Source organism: Amycolatopsis sp. NPDC031561, assembly GCF_055580625.1.
In genome coordinates, this window is sequence record NZ_JBVILA010000002.1 from 700,591 (window position 1) to 715,092 (window position 14,502).

Here is a 14,502-nt window from a genome sequence, read left to right on the forward strand (position 1 = left end):
AGCTGAACGAGGAGAACCGATGCCCACCCCCACAAAGGGACCCCGTCTCGGCGGGTCGCCCGCGCACGAACGGCTGATCCTGGCCAACCTGGCCACCCAGCTGTTCGAGCACGGCAAGATCACGACGACCGAGGCGAAGGCCCGGCGGGTGCGCCCGCTGGCCGAGAAGCTGATCACGAAGGCGAAGCGGGGCGACCTGCACAACCGTCGTCAGATCCAGCGCATCGTGCGCGACAAGGATGTCGTGCACAAGCTGATCGCCGAGATCGGCCCGTTCTTCGCGGAGCGTCCGGGTGGCTACACCCGGATCACCAAGACGATGGCGCGCAAGGGCGACAACGCCCCCATGGCGGTCATCGAGCTGGTGGCCGAGAAGACCGTCACCGCCGAGGCCGAGGCCGCGCGCAAGACGAAGTTCGCCAAGGACGAGCCGAAGGCTGCCGCCCCGGCCGCCGAGGAGACCACCGACGCCCCTGAGGCTGCCGACACGGCCGCCACCGAGGCTCCGGAGGCCACCGAGGCTCCCGCCGCCGACGAGGCCGCTGAGGCCCCCGCCGCGGACGCGGACAGCAAGAAGGACTGACGTCCTGACGGCACCGAACACCCCGGACGAGCCCGCCACTCCCACTGCGGAGGGCGGGCTCGTTCGTCTGCGTCTGGATGTTTCCTACGACGGCACCGACTTCTCCGGCTGGGCCCGGCAGCCCGGGCGGCGCACGGTCCAGGGAGTCCTCGAAGAGGCGCTCGCGAAACAGCCTCCAGGAGCCTCGGTCCCGAAGTCCGTCGTCGTCGCCGGCCGCACCGATGCCGGTGTGCACGCGGCCGGCCAGGTGGTCCACGTCGACGTGTCGCCTTTAGCGGGCAAAACGCGATCCGGTCGTCTGGAACTGGACGAGCAGGGCATTCCTGACCTGGGGCGGATGCGGCACCGCTGGAACCGGTACCTGCCGGGTGACGTGCGGGTGCTGGGTGCCCGGGTCGCCGCGCCCGGGTTCGACGCACGGTTTTCCGCTGTGCGGCGGCACTATCTCTACCGCGTCTCGGATGCGCCTTGGGGCGTGGATCCCTTGCGGCGTCACGACACGCTCGCCTGGGGACGGCCGCTCTCGATCGACGCGATGAACGAGGCTTCGGCGTCTCTGATGGGGCTCCAGGACTTCGCGGCTTTCTGTAAGCAGCGCGAAGGTGGGACGACTATTCGAGAGCTGCAGCGGCTTGTCTGGCGGCGAACCGGACCGCACACGGTCGAGGTCGACGTCTCCGCCGACGCGTTCTGCCATTCGATGGTGCGCAGCCTGGTCGGGGCTCTGCTCCTGGTCGGCGACGGTCGTCGTCCGCTGGATTGGCCCGGCGACGTCTTGGAGAGCCGCACGCGCGACAGCGCAGTCGCTCCCGCACACGGTCTGACGCTGATGGCCGTCGACTACCCGGCGGACAGCGAACTCGCCTCCCGCGCCGATCAAACGCGCGCCATGCGCACTTCCTCCTGACCCGGCCGCGGCACAGTTAGCGGGCTAAACGCGCCACGTCGGGCGCGCCAGACGGCCTCGACGACGTCTCTGAGGTCGTTCGCGAGGTCTTCCGCGGTGACGATGACGAAGCGCCAGCCTTCGGCTTCTGCCCGTCTTCGGCGTTTGCGGTCGTACGCCTGTTGTTTCGGTGTGTTGTGCCATCGGCCGTCGTACTCGATGGCGACTCGGAACTTCTCGTCCCCGAGGTCGAGGCGAGCGATGAAATGGCCGGTTCGGGAGAAGACCTCGAGTTGAGGGGTCGCCGTGATGCCCCCGGCGGCCAGCACGATGCGGACCTCCGATTCCGGGGGTGACTCCGCACGAGGGTCGGACAGCCGCAAAGCATGTCTGGCCAAGCGGATTCCCCGATTGCGGCGCCCGTAGAACTCCCCGTTGAGATGCAGATCGGTCAGTTTCGTGGCCCTCATGAACTGGTCCAGATCCGGGACACCGATGCGGAGCCGCCGGACCCACCCGGATTTGCGCGGAGAAAGCCGGAGCAGTAGATCCAGTGCGATCCGGCTCCTACGCGCGATACGAATACCGTTCCACGGCTTCGATTCTTCGGGTTTGACCTCGGTACGCCGAATCTTGATGCCGTCTATCGGGCCGAAGCGGTGTTTTTCGGGTACCACCATCTCGACCGGATCGCCGGGGTTGGCCAGCGCGACACCATGAACGGTCGCGGCCGATCGTCCGGTCAGCACGGCTTCCGGAGGCGCCAGCAACGCGGCGCCCCGGCAACGCAGTTCGTGTGTGACCTCGACGTCTGCGCGCGTGTAGACGTCCTGGAACAGCCTCCGGACGCTGGGACCGCGCAGCCGGCTCGCGGTGATGAGCCCCGCTTTGCGCGCCTCGGAGCCGCGGAAGATGTCGGGGAGATGAGATGAATCGAACGGCTTGGTCATGCGAACACGATGATCTGCAAGACCGACAACGCATGCCCATCGCCGGTCTACGAGGGCTGTCTATCCACAAGCCCCCGCTTATCCACAGCCAGCGCGATTGCCCCTTGACAGCCAATCTCGCGCCCCAGGTCGACTTTCGCGGGCTAATCGTGACGCGGCCGGAACGCAAAACGGGGGCACTGTCCGATGTGGACAATGCCCCCGCGGAGCGCGATTAGCCCGCGAAAGTCGCTGCGTCGGGGTTAGTCGCCGCGCCGGACTGGGCCCAGGAGTTGCTGTTCTTTCGCGGTGGTGACCAGGCGAAGGGGACGCCAGAGGTTGCGGCCCAGTGCGACGACCTGGTCGTCCTTCAACGTCGTGAGCTGCTTCATCATCTGCGGCGGGAGCCGCCAGATCCGCGCGGCCAGTTCGGCCTGACCCGGCGGGAGCCGCTGCATCAGCACCAGGTCGGCCGCGTTCGCGGTCGCCCCGGCCTGCGGGTGCAGGTACGGCAGCACGTAGACCGTCGTCTGCCACGGAGACCGCGGCGGGAACAGGTCCTGCGGCGTCGGGCCGCCATCGGTCACCACCAGCAGCGGCGCGTCCTCGGACGGGCGCGGGAGATCCACCGGCGACAGCCGCCGGATCTGCACCAGCGGCGAAGGCCTGCCGTTGGGCTGATTTCCCGCCGCCTGCGGAAGAACCTGCCACGCGGCCGGACGACCGGTCGCCACGACGACCCACGCCCCGACCGCCATCGCCCGCAGCGCCACCTGGCGGGCCAGGTACAGGCCGCCGACGAGCACGATCCGGGTCGGCGTCGAGCGCAGCGCGGAGATCGTCAGCGGCTCGCCCTTGAGCCCGGAGCCGAGGACGATCCCGCCCCGGTCGCCGGACGGGCTGATCGCGTCGAGCATCGCCGGGTCGACGGTGAATTCCGGGGCGACACCGGCGTTCTGCCCGGCGTCACGCATACGGGTGCTCATGCCGTGCCTCCGATCGGCAAAGTCGCGGAGAACCCGGAGATCTGCAGGCCGCGCAACGGAGTCAGCGCCACACCCAGCCGCTCCGAGACGCCCTGCAGCCGCTGGTCGGCCGCGTCCAGTTCACGCGGGTTCCGCGCGCTCAGGCGCACGATGCCCCGCAGGCCGATCTTGCCTTCGTCCGCGGACGGCGAGATCGACATCGCCACGGTCGCCGACAGCGCGCGGACACTGGTCAGCGCGTTCAGGCTGCCGCTGATCTTGCCCTTCGGCCAGCTGGTGATCGCGTAGCTCGCGTGCCCGATGCCCGCCGCGGTGACGCCGGTCCAGCGTTCCTGCAGGCCGACCTTCGTGGGCGAACCGGCGACCGCGGTCAGTTCCGCGGCCGAAATGCTGGAGCGCAGCAGCTCGTCCGGATCGAGCGGCCGGGTCGGCACACCCTGCGACTCCAGGGCGTTGCGCACCCGGGACAGCGCGCCGATCAGCGCGCGATGCGCACCGACGACGCCGCCGCCGCGTTCGCGGATGGCGGCCGGGCACCGGCGCGGGTCGAGCCGGATGGCGACCCACGTCGTGCGCCGCGCCGCCGCGGGCAGCGGGCCGAGCACCTCCATGTAGGAGCTGAGCGCCGGCGAGTCCGACGGAAGCGCCGCGCTACCCGGGTAGCAGTGCCAGATCATCTGGATCGAGTCGAGGACCACACCGCGGTCTTCGAGACACGGCGCGAGCGCGGACAGCGGCAGGCTCGGCGCGCCACCTGCCTGGGTGATCAGCGCGGGCGCGGGTTCGACGAGCAGGACCGCGGTCCACGTTCCGTCGTTCCAAGCGAGACCGACCTGCTGGCGTTCGTGGTCCACACCGTGCGCGACGACGAGGTCGGGGACGGCGAGGCGCAGCAGGTTCACCCGGGCGTCGTCGGGGCCGGTGACGGCGTCCTCTTCGGCGGCGAGCGTCTCGATGCTGCTCGGCGGAAGCGGGTTCGCCACCCGATCGTGCGAACGGAACATGTACCGCAGGGTGAGTCCAGCCCATTGGGTGAACCAGCGGCCGCCCCAGCGCAGGAACGCGATGATGATCGCGACCCCGAGTACGCCGATCGCGACGTACTTCAGCTTCATTTCGATCGCGAGCAGGACGAGGCCGATCGCGAGCCCGAGTTCGAGCACGACCAGATTCGCCACGGGCAGCGGACCGAGGTTGATCCCACCGGTCCGGCGCCGCGAGGGCGCCGCGATCCGGGTCACCGGAGCGGGCGGAGGACCGGGCTGCGGGCTGGGGCCACCGGACGGAGGACCGCCAGGGCCGCCTGGCCCACCGGGGCCTCCCGGGCCACCAGGTCCGCCGGGACCCCCAGGCCCTCCCGGGCCACCAGGACCCTGCGGTCCGCCAGGGCCACCGGGTCCACGAGGAACACCGGGGCCTCCCGGGCCTCCGGCCGGGCCACCCGGACCACCTGGTCTGCCTGGCCTTGGCGGCGGTCCCGGAGGACGGCCCGGAGGTTGCGACCCCGGAGGGCCGGGCGGACGTGGAGGAGTGGTGACGGACATCCGCGCTTTCTCTTCCCCTCGTGCGTGCTACGTACCCGGAAAGCCGGTCCCGAGGAACTTGACACTAGCTGGAGTTGGTAGAAACCCCACACCAGACGGTCCCCGTACGGCTATCCTGCGGAACCGTACCGCGACGGGGAGGACTGTAGGTCGAGAATGCCATCAACACCGACTACTAAGTCTCAAGTTCAGGCTTATCAGTTCGTTCTGCGCCGGATGCAATCCGCGCTGGTCCGTCGCGACGCAGTCATGCTCCACGACCCGATGCGCACGCACACGCGGGCCACCATCGTGGGCGTCGTGCTGGCCGCGCTGGGCGTCCTGGTCTTCGTGATCTGGGGACTGTTGAGCCCGAAGCCCTCCGTTCCGGAAGCGGGCAACATCGTCATCGGCGAACAGTCCGGGACGGTCTACGTCGTGGCCGGGAATCCGAAGAAACTGATCCCGACCTTCAACCTCGCCTCCGCGCGGCTGCTGATCATCGCGCAGTCGAAGCAGGGGGCGCAGCAGGCGGGAACCAAGCCTTCCGGGCCCACTCAGGCTTCCGAAGTGAAGAACCCCACAGTCGTTTCGGACGAACAGCTGAAGAACATTCCGCGCGGCCAGCTCATGGGCATTCCCAACGGCCCGCAGTTGATGCCGACGGAAGGCCAGCGCGTCAGCGCGGACTGGGGCGTGTGCGACGAGGTCATGTACGACCCGTCGGTGCCGAAGCCCGATCTGACGAAGACGGAAACGACCGTCTACGCCGGTGTGAAGCAACTCGGAAACCGTGAGCTCGGTCAGAACGAGGCCCTGCTGGCCAAGGGGGCCAACGGCAGGACCTATCTGATCTACCGGCTGGCGGCGAATCCCAACCTCCCGAACGCGAACGCCGTCAAGGCGGAGATCAAGCCTGACGCGAGCGCGGTCCTTTCCGCGTTGAAGCTGCCCGACCAGCCTCGCGGGATTTCGCAGGGCCTGTTGGACGCGATTCCCGAAGTGCCGGAGCTGAAGCTGCCGGACGTCCCGGGCAAGGGGGAGAACCCGAACTTCCAGATCGAAGGCCTGAAGGTCGGCGATGTCTTCTCCACCGAGCAGGCCGAGGGGCGGAAGGACTTCCACATCATCCTGAAGGAAGGGATCCAGCCCGTTTCCCCGGCGGTCGCGGACATCGTCCAGACCGGGAAGAACGACGGCAGCACCTCGGTGATGTCCGTGGCGCAGGGCAAGATCCGCAACATCACGCGGGTGACCGCGGGGCAGCAGGGCTTCGTCGAGCTCGACGCGTACCCCCAGGCCGTGCCGACGGTGCTCAACGCGACCCAGGGTTCGCGGGTTTCCTGCCTGAGCTGGTCCATCACCGGCGAAGGCGCCAGCAGGGACGGGCACACCGCGGTGTTCGTCGACGACAAGCTGCCGAAGGGCAGGAACGCCGACGGTTCGGCGCCCGGTGTCAAGATCGGCACCCCCGGCCCGGTCGGCGCGCCGATCAACAGCTTCTTCATGGAGCCCGGTTTCGCGGCCGTCGTCCAGTCGGCGACGGGCAAGGAGACCTTCGACAAGGGACCGATCCAGCTGATCTCCGATCGCGGGATCCGGTACGGCGTCCCCGACGCGGTCACGGCCGACTCGATCGGGCTCAACAAGCGGGTGCCCGCACCCGAGTCGATCGTCCGGATCCTGCCGACCGGTGCTTCACTCAACACGCAGGACGTGCTTCGCGCGTTCGACACGGTGCCGATCGACGACCGGGCCGGTTCGGTCACGCCGCAGTCGCAGCAGGCTCCGGCGGGCAACTGATCGCGGGAACCCCCAGGTCGGCGCGAGCGTCTCAACGCCCAAGCAGTATCGGGTGAGTGGAGGGTGCAGTGGCCGGCCTGAAGATCGACGGCGTCGTCGTCGGTGATTACGCGAAGCGGGTGGACGCGGCCGCCGGAGAGCTCGAGCTGGCGGCCGCCGACGTGACCGGGGACGGCGTCACCGTCGAATCCCACGGCGCGCTGGGGGAGGAACTGGGCCTCGGCGCGTCTTACGGACGTGCGGCCGAGGCCATCCGGCGTCAGCTGGTGGAAGGCGCGGCCGCGCTGCGGTCGGCGTCGGAGGCCCTGCACACGGTGACCGCGCGGCACGCCGGGCACGACGACGAGGCCGCCCAGATCATCAAACGCGCCGTGGAGCTCTGAACCGCATGATCGCCGAGTCGGAGAACCCGACGGATTCCATCCCGCACCCGATGGCGGCCGCACGCCCTGCCGCTCCCGAAGCGCCCCCGGTCGCGTTTAGCCCGCTAAACGCGACCGGCGCGGGCGGTGAGGACCTGGTCGAGGCGGCAAGGCCGCATCTCGACTTCGTTTCGGAGCTGTCCGGCCATCTGGGGCTGATCGATCCGGTCGAGGCCTACCTGACCCCGCTGGTGGGGCGCTGGGAGGACTTGAAGGACGAGGCGGACAGGCTCCGGAAAGCCGCGGCGACCGCGGGCACGGTTTCGAAGGAACTGTCGGAGGACCTCGGCCGTCTCGACGCCGGGTGGTCCGGCAAAGACGCCGATGCGTTCGTCGCGTACATCGCGGACATCAACGTCGCGGGCAACGACGTCGAAGACGCCCTCACCGCGCTGGCGGGCTCGCTCGACGAGCTGGTGCTGTCGGTCCGTCGCATCCTGACCGATCTCGTAGAGGTCCTGGTCGATACGGCCGAACTGACTTCCGAGACCGCCATGCTGCCGGTCGGCGGCGTCCGGCGAGCGCGGACTCAGTTGGAGGAGGCGCAGGAGTCGGCCAAAGCGCTTTTCGAAGCCGCTCGCAACGTCCTCGAGGGCTTTGTGCGGCTTTGTGACGGTGTCGACGATCCTGACGCCGCTTCCCGGAGCATCGAGATCGCTCATCGGTTCCCGCAGGACGAGTTCAAGCTCCACGACGAGTCCGCTGCGGCGGATGCGCCGGTGCAGCAGGGAAAGACCGCAGCCGTCGAAGCGGATTCCGGTGCCGCGTCCGACGAACAGTCGACGTCGCCGTCCGCCGCCGATCCCGCCGACGGCCGCAAGACCGGGTCGCAGGAACCGCTGATCGAGCAAGGGCAGGCGCTGGTCCCCGAGGTCGCGCCCGTGCAGGCCGCTCCGGTTCAGGGGCAGGCCACCGGGACCGGTTCGGCCATGATGCCGATGGGGATGGCGCCCATGATGGGGATGGGCGGAGGCGGGGGAGGCCAGACGGCTCACCAGTCGAAAACGCGGCCTGCGTCGAAGCCGTCCGACGTGGTCGGCGAGCCGGGCCAGGTCGTCCCGCCCGTGATCGGCGAGGACGACACCCCCGTGAAACCCGCTCAGAAGCCCAAGCCCGCCAAGTAGGTGCCCCGAGGGCAGAGCGACTTTCGCGGGCTAATCGCGATCTGGGCGGCTCGGAGGCGAGTCCCGGACAGATCGCGATTAGCCCGCGAAACGCAAGTCCTACGGGGTTTTACGGCCGGGCGAGGTGGTCGGCCGGTTGCGGCGGACCGAGTGCACCACGAACAGCGTGACGAGCAGCGCCACCAGGCCTCCACCGGTTCCGGCGAGGGCGACGATCATCGGGGCGGAGTCGCGGTCGTGCGGGGGCGGCAGATCCGTGGGCAGCTGAACCGGCTTGGCCTTGTCCGCTTCCGACGGCACGACCGCCGTCAGCGCCGCGATCGGGTCGATGACGCCGAAGCCGACGAAGTTGTCACGCCCGCCCGGCGCCGCCGGGTGCTGCGCCGTCGCCTTGATCCGGTTCATCACCTCACGCGCGCTCAGACCTGTGAACTTCGCGCGTACGAGTGCGGCCACGCCGGCGACGTACGGCGCGGCGAAGCTGGTCCCCTGGATGGCGCCGGGTTCCCCGTTGCCCTCGATGGTCAGGTTGGCCAGGCTGCTCGAGCCCTCTGCCGGGTCAAGGGAGATGATCTTGGTGCCCGGAGCGGCGACGCTGACCCACGGTCCGTTGACGCTGAATTCCGCGACGCCGCCGGTGTCGTCGATCGCCGCGACCGAAAGCACGTCTTCGGAGAACCAAGGCGGCGTGACGATCGTTTTGGGGGACTTGGGGTCCGGCTGATCGTTCTGCGGGCATTTGTCGCCGACGTTGCCCGCCGCCGCGACGACGACCACGTTGTTCTGAACGGCATGGTTCACCGCCGCTTGGAGCTCCTGCTCGCCCTTGCTGATGCTGCCGTTGGCCGCGCGGCAGTTGTCGACCGACATGTTGATGACATTGGCGCCCTTGTCGACGGCCCGGACCACGGCCTGCGCGAGCGTTGTCAGCGTGCCCGCGGTCTTGCCCTGCTCTTGCTGTCGCCCGCCCTTGTCCTGACCTGGTGCGGTTCCGTCCGCCGCGCCGCCGACTGCGCCGTTCCCCTGTGAGGAAGGCGGAAGCTGCGAACCCGGATTGTTCGACGAAGGAGGCGGAGCGGAGTTGGATGCCGTGTTGGGCGGCGGTTCCGCCTTCTTCTCCGCCTCTTCGTAGTTCTGGCTCGACTGACGGATCGACAGGATCGTGGCATCCGGCGCGACGCCCCGGAACCCGATACTCGCGTCGGGTGGGTTCGCCGCGATGATCCCCGCCACTTCGGTGCCGTGGCCGTCGCAGTCTTCGAGTCCCGGGGCCTTGCCGCCGTTGGGGGTCGCGACGTAGTCGCCCCCCGATTCGACACGGCCGTTGAAGTACGGGTGCGCGGTGACGCCGGTGTCGATCACGGCGACCTTGACGCCCCCGCCGACCGACTTGGTGGCGCCGCGCATCAGCTGGTGCACCTTTTCGATCTGCAGGTACTCCTGGCCCCAAGGCCGGTTCTTGATGTCGACCTGGTCGCCGCCGAGCTTGCTGCGCTGCACGCACTGCGTCTTCTGTTCGTAGGTCTTGTCCGGCTTGCCCGAGTCGCTCGGCTTCTTGTTCGGTTCAACCGGAGGCGGGGTCGCGTAGTAGCCACCGGAGTCCGGCGCGACGCTGCTTTGCTGCGCCCACGCGGGAAGCGCCACCGACGCCGGTGAAAGAACACCGATACCGGCCGCCAGCAGCACCGTTCCGGTACGTCCGGCGAGGCCGAGGTGGCGGACGCGCGTCCCCCTGGACTTCCGCGCTGCGGCCATCAGAGCATCATCCGATCGGGTCGTCACTTGAAGTTGAGGTGGCGCAGCGTGGTGTAGAGATCCATGACGCCGAGCGCCAGCGGGAGCACCGTCGCGATGAAGACGGCCTCGAAGATCTCCACGGTCCGCCGCAGCGGCGGCGAGAAGCGCTGGTTCGGGAAGATCACGCCGACCACGAGTGCGCCGGCGCCGATCAGCAGCAGCGCGCCGAACACGAACAGGACGCGGTTCAGCGGGCTCGCCGACCACATCCAGCCGAGCAGGATGCCCGCGCCCGACACCATTCCGGTGGTCAGCAGCGCGATGGCCTGCGCGCCGTTCGCGTACGCCCGCGCCCGGAGGAGCAGGACCAGCGTGGCGATCACGCCGAGGATCGGGCCGAAGATCGACGGAGACGTCGAGGCGATGATCGCGAACAGCGCCGTGGCCGCGCCGCAGCCGGTCAGCAGACCGGTCATGTACTCGTGGGCGACCGCGGTGCGGCGCTCGATGGCGCGGTAGTCGGGGAAGCCCGAGTCTTCCTTGAGTTCTTCGGCGCTGCCGGGAACGTGCGGCGTCGGGAGGGCCGCGAGCTTGATCGTCGCGCGCGGCAGGATCGAGATGCAGGCCAGCGAGAACGCGACCGCGCCGGCGGCGACACCGGCGATCGGGGTGTCGATGAGCGTCGCGGCCAGGAACGTCAGCGCCGAGATCGTCGCCGTCGTCGCGGCCGCGATGAAGGTGGTGATCCCGTGCCCGATGACGAGGATGCAGACCGCCGCCACGATGATCACGAGAGCGCTCGCGAGCAGCAGGTTCGCCCACAGGGACAGCCCCGGCACGATGTAGAACCCGCTGACGAAGGACAACGGCAGACCGCCCGCCGCGGCGATCAGCACGCCGGTCGCCTCGGCCTTGTAGGCCTTGGCCAGTGTCGCGCCGACGGCGACGCACGCGATCGCGCCGACGCCGCCCGCGATCGCGGCGGCGAGGGCGTTGCCGCCGTAGAAGGACCCGCTGGTGAAGAGAGCGAGGGCCGCGAAGAACAGCGCCAGGCCGCCCGCGATGTGTCCGAAGCGGCGCGCCGTCTCCTTGGTCCACGGACGGAAGCTGTCCGGGGAGGACTCGGCGATCGCGTCGACGACGTCGTCGTACAGCGGAGGCGGCGGGTTCTCGTTGCGTTTGCGCAGCTGCAAGAGTTCGCCGTCGACGACACCGAGGGACGCGAGGGTCCGGCTCGGGTCGAGCGGCGCGTCGCCCAGCTTCGCCAGCGCCCAGCCGCCGTGGCGGGCGCCGCCGTCCGGCGTCGCCTCCTTCGCCATCTCCAACAGCATGGGCAGCAGGTCCGCCACCGCGACGTCAGCCGGCAAAGCCACGTCGATCCGGGTGCGTGGCGCGACCACCGTCACCCTGCTGAATACCGTCGTGCCCGTTGCCACTGCCTTCCCCCTGCCCTGAAAGTCTGGTCCCCGGGGAACCTATACCGAACCCGGGTGCCCACATCATCGACTGTCGGAAAAAGACCGGCAAATGTAGGCAGGTGCCCTCCTCGGCCCTCCCACCAGCGGCCGGGCGCGGCGACTTTAGCGGGCAAACTGCGACGCTTAGCGACCCTAAGCATCCCGGAGGTCTCACGGCCGCCGGATCGCACTTAGCCCGCGAAAGTCGACGGCCGCCGGATCGCACTTTGCCCGCTAAAGTCGCCGCGCCCTGGCCGGAGGCCTGCGGGTTCGTTGGGGACTGTCGGTACGGAGCCCTACACTCCCGACATGCGTACGGCCCCCGGCCGGGGGCGTTCTCGGCGTTGTCCGGATTTCACCGGCCACGTTCGATAGGTTGTCTCGCGCACCAGTACGCGCACCAACGGTGGCCGCCATCGTCGAGTTTGAAGAGGGGTCCTTCGATGAGCACGCTGCAGTTCAAGAAGTCACCGCGCCTGGCGGCACCGCGCCCGCCGGGCGGCGAGGTGCATCTCGAACCGCCGCCAGAGGTGCCGCGCACCATCCCGGGCAACATCGTCATGAAGCTGCTTCCCGCGGTGATGATCGTCGCGTCCCTCGGGATGATGGTCTTCATGTTCACCACGGGTGGACGCAATCCCATGATGATGATGATGGGCGGCATGATGGTGCTCAGCACCGTCGGCATGATGGCAGGCGGCGCGGGCAAGGGTGGCGGCGCCAAAAAGGCCGAGATGGACGAGGACCGCAAGGACTACCTGCGCTACCTCGGCCAGATGCGTGACAGGGCCCGCGAGGCCATGGTCGACCAGCGCGCCGCGCTCGAGTGGGTCCACCCCGACCCGCAGACGCTGTGGTCGCTGGCCGCGAGCCGCCGCATGTGGGAACGCCGCCAGAACGACCAGGACTTCCTCCACCTCCGCGTCGGCCGCAGCTCACACCGGCTCGCGACGCGGCTCGTGCCGCCGCAGACCGGCCCCGTCGACGAACTCGAGCCGATCGCCACGCTGGCGCTGCGCCGGTTCGTCCGCGCGCACTCGATCGTCCCGGACCTGCCGACCCAGATCACCCTCCGCGGGTTCGCCGCGGTCAGCATGCAGGGCGACCGTGGCCTCACCCGTGGCCTCACCCGGGCGATGCTGGCCCAGCTGGTCACCTTCCACAGCCCCGACGACGTCCTCATCGCGGTCGCGACGGCGGGCCGCGCCAAGGAGGAGTGGGAGTGGGCGAAGTGGCTGCCGCACGCCCAGCACCCGGCGCTCGCCGACGGCATCGGCCAGCTGCGGATGATGGCGGGCTCCCTCGCGCAGATCGAACAGTGGCTCGACGAAGAACTCCGTGACCGCCAGCGGTTCTCCCGCAACGCGACGCCCGCACCGGACCAGCCGCACGTCGTCATCATCGTCGACGACGCCGAGGTCACCCGTGAGGAGCAGATCATCCTCGAAGAGGGTCTGGTCGGCGTCACCCTGATCGACCTTTCCGACTCCATCGGCAACCTCGCGGCCCGTCGTGGCCTGCGGCTGGTCGTCGAGGAAGACCGCCTCGGCGCGCGCAGCGCCGGCGGTGTCGAGTGGTTCGGCCGTCCGGACACCCTCAGCGTGGTCGAATCCGAAGCGCTGGCACGACTTCTCGCCCCGTACCGCGTCGGCACCGCCGCGCAGGACGCCGCCGAGGAAGAGCCGCTGCTGTCCAACCCCGGCCTGCTCGAACTGCTGGGCATCCCCGGCGACCCGATGACCTTCGACGTCCAGCAGGCCTGGCGCCCGCGCCCGGTGCGAGACCGCTATCGCGTCCCGTTCGGCGTCGGCGAGTACGGCCAGCCGGTCGAGCTGGACATCAAGGAAGCCGCGATGGAGGGCATGGGCCCGCACGGCCTGTGCATCGGGGCGACCGGTTCCGGTAAGTCCGAGTTCCTCCGCACCCTGGTGCTGGGCATGCTCGCCACGCACTCGTCGAGCACGTTGAACTTCGTCCTCGTCGACTTCAAGGGTGGTGCGACGTTCATGGGTCTGGACGCCGCGCCGCACGTCTCCGCGGTCATCACCAACCTCGCGGACGAAGTCACGCTGGTCGACCGCATGAAGGACGCGCTGGCCGGTGAGATGAACCGGCGCCAGGAGGCGCTGAAGAACGGCGGTAACTTCAAGAACGTCTGGGAGTACGAGAAGGCCCGCGAGAACGGTGCCGACCTCGACCCGCTGCCCGCGCTCTTCATCGTCTGTGACGAGTTCTCCGAGCTGCTGGCCGCGAAGCCGGACTTCATCGACCTGTTCGTCGCCATCGGACGGCTGGGCCGGTCGCTGCAGATGCACATGCTCCTCGCGTCGCAGCGGCTGGAAGAGGGCAAGCTGCGCGGTCTCGACTCGCACCTTTCCTACCGCATCGGCCTGAAGACCTTCTCCGCCGCGGAATCCCGTGCCGCGATCGGCGTGCCCGACGCGTTCGAGCTGCCGTCCGTGCCCGGTGGCGGTTACCTCAAGTACGACACCTCGACGCTGGTCCGCTTCAAGGCCTCGTACGTCTCGGGCCCGTACCGGCCCGCCGGGATCAAGGCGGCGGGCCCGGTCGCGACCGTGGTCCGCGCGGACAAGCGCCCGCAGCTGTTCGTCCCGGACTTCGTCGAACTGCCGAAGGAGCCGGAGCCGCAGCAGATCGAGGCCGCGCCGGTCGAGCAGGCCAAGCCCGAGGAGGCCGTCGAACCCAGCGAGCTCGACGTGATCGTGTCCCGGCTGATCGGCCAGGGCCCGCCTGCGCACGAGGTGTGGCTGCCGCCGCTGAAGGAGCCGAACTCGCTCGACACCCTGCTGCCGAACCTGAACCCCACCGACGACCGCGGTCTTTCTCCGGTCGGCTTCTTCGGCAACGGACGGCTGCAGGTGCCGATGGGCATCGTCGACCGTCCGTACGAGCAGCGTCGTGACCTGCTCTGGGCCGATTTCTCCGGTGCCGCCGGACACGGTGTGATCGTCGGCGGCCCGCAGTCGGGCAAGTCGACCATGCTCCGGACGCTGATCATGTCCATGGCGCTGACCCACACCCCCGAGGAAGC

The 14,502-nt window shown here is 69.2% G+C and carries 12 protein-coding genes; 6 read left to right on the forward strand and 6 right to left on the reverse strand.

Features of this window, described 5'->3' with window-relative positions; all coding sequences use genetic code 11:
• The first annotated feature begins 19 nt into the window (after window positions 1–19).
• Window positions 20–583: a 50S ribosomal protein L17 gene (rplQ, locus tag ACZ5IK_RS09065; RefSeq protein ID WP_034304270.1), complete on the forward strand. Its 564-nt coding sequence runs from the start codon at window positions 20–22 to the stop codon at window positions 581–583.
• Between the two features lie 73 nt (window positions 584–656).
• Complete coding sequence (gene truA, locus ACZ5IK_RS09070) at window positions 657–1,490, forward strand: tRNA pseudouridine(38-40) synthase TruA (protein WP_465487255.1); 834 nt, start codon at window positions 657–659, stop codon at window positions 1,488–1,490.
• Here the strand turns inward: truA and ACZ5IK_RS09075 are convergent.
• The 4 genes from ACZ5IK_RS09075 to ACZ5IK_RS09090 form a co-directional block, all read right to left on the reverse strand.
• A complete protein-coding gene (locus tag ACZ5IK_RS09075; protein WP_465487220.1) occupies window positions 1,460–2,419 on the reverse strand; it encodes an endonuclease domain-containing protein in 960 nt (319 codons plus the stop codon). The two genes, truA and ACZ5IK_RS09075, sit on opposite strands and share 31 nt — an antisense overlap.
• Window positions 2,420–2,661: 242 nt before the next feature.
• Window positions 2,662–3,384, reverse strand: coding sequence for a hypothetical protein (locus ACZ5IK_RS09080; RefSeq protein WP_101612183.1), 723 nt, complete (start codon window positions 3,382–3,384; stop codon window positions 2,662–2,664).
• Window positions 3,381–4,562, reverse strand: coding sequence for a type VII secretion protein EccE (eccE, locus tag ACZ5IK_RS09085; protein WP_465487256.1), 1,182 nt, complete (start codon window positions 4,560–4,562; stop codon window positions 3,381–3,383). Before eccE ends, ACZ5IK_RS09080 begins: the two co-directional genes overlap by 4 nt.
• 59 nt (window positions 4,563–4,621) lie before the next feature.
• On the reverse strand, window positions 4,622–4,834 hold the full coding sequence (locus ACZ5IK_RS09090; RefSeq protein ID WP_465487221.1) for a hypothetical protein: 213 nt from the start codon (window positions 4,832–4,834) through the stop codon (window positions 4,622–4,624).
• A 250-nt stretch (window positions 4,835–5,084) separates the two neighbouring features.
• Between ACZ5IK_RS09090 and eccB the strand changes: the two genes are divergently transcribed.
• The 3 genes from eccB to ACZ5IK_RS09105 all read left to right on the forward strand — a co-directional run bounded on the left by eccB (window position 5,085) and on the right by ACZ5IK_RS09105 (window position 8,256).
• Window positions 5,085–6,710, forward strand: a complete 1,626-nt coding sequence (gene eccB, locus ACZ5IK_RS09095; RefSeq protein ID WP_465487222.1) for a type VII secretion protein EccB — start codon at window positions 5,085–5,087, stop codon at window positions 6,708–6,710.
• Window positions 6,711–6,778: 68 nt separating this feature from the next.
• Window positions 6,779–7,093, forward strand: coding sequence for a hypothetical protein (locus ACZ5IK_RS09100; protein ID WP_410604438.1), 315 nt, complete (start codon window positions 6,779–6,781; stop codon window positions 7,091–7,093).
• A 5-nt stretch (window positions 7,094–7,098) separates the two neighbouring features.
• Complete coding sequence (locus ACZ5IK_RS09105) at window positions 7,099–8,256, forward strand: WXG100 family type VII secretion target (protein WP_465487223.1); 1,158 nt, start codon at window positions 7,099–7,101, stop codon at window positions 8,254–8,256.
• A gap of 99 nt (window positions 8,257–8,355) precedes the next feature.
• Here ACZ5IK_RS09105 and ACZ5IK_RS09110 read toward each other — a convergent pair whose 3' ends face one another.
• Both ACZ5IK_RS09110 and eccD read right to left on the reverse strand, forming a co-directional pair.
• Window positions 8,356–10,011, reverse strand: coding sequence for a S8 family serine peptidase (locus ACZ5IK_RS09110; protein WP_465487224.1), 1,656 nt, complete (start codon window positions 10,009–10,011; stop codon window positions 8,356–8,358).
• Window positions 10,012–10,034: 23 nt separating this feature from the next.
• Entirely contained in the window at window positions 10,035–11,399 is a 1,365-nt protein-coding gene (gene eccD, locus ACZ5IK_RS09115) for a type VII secretion integral membrane protein EccD (RefSeq protein ID WP_465487257.1), read from the reverse strand.
• Between the two features lie 494 nt (window positions 11,400–11,893).
• On the opposite strand from eccD, the gene eccCa reads away from it, so the two are divergent.
• The coding region (eccCa, locus tag ACZ5IK_RS09120) for a type VII secretion protein EccCa (protein WP_465487225.1) at window positions 11,894–14,502 on the forward strand (2,609 nt) is incomplete at its 3' end.

Coding starts and splice junctions, on each gene's coding strand:
- rplQ (WP_034304270.1), top strand. CDS start 20: ATGCCCACCCCCACAAAGGGACCCCGTCTCGGCGGGTCGCCCGCGCAC.
- ACZ5IK_RS09075 (WP_465487220.1), bottom strand. CDS start 2,419: ATGACCAAGCCGTTCGATTCATCTCATCTCCCCGACATCTTCCGCGGC.
- ACZ5IK_RS09080 (WP_101612183.1), bottom strand. CDS start 3,384: ATGAGCACCCGTATGCGTGACGCCGGGCAGAACGCCGGTGTCGCCCCG.
- eccB (WP_465487222.1), top strand. CDS start 5,085: ATGCCATCAACACCGACTACTAAGTCTCAAGTTCAGGCTTATCAGTTC.
- ACZ5IK_RS09105 (WP_465487223.1), top strand. CDS start 7,099: ATGATCGCCGAGTCGGAGAACCCGACGGATTCCATCCCGCACCCGATG.
- ACZ5IK_RS09110 (WP_465487224.1), bottom strand. CDS start 10,011: ATGGCCGCAGCGCGGAAGTCCAGGGGGACGCGCGTCCGCCACCTCGGC.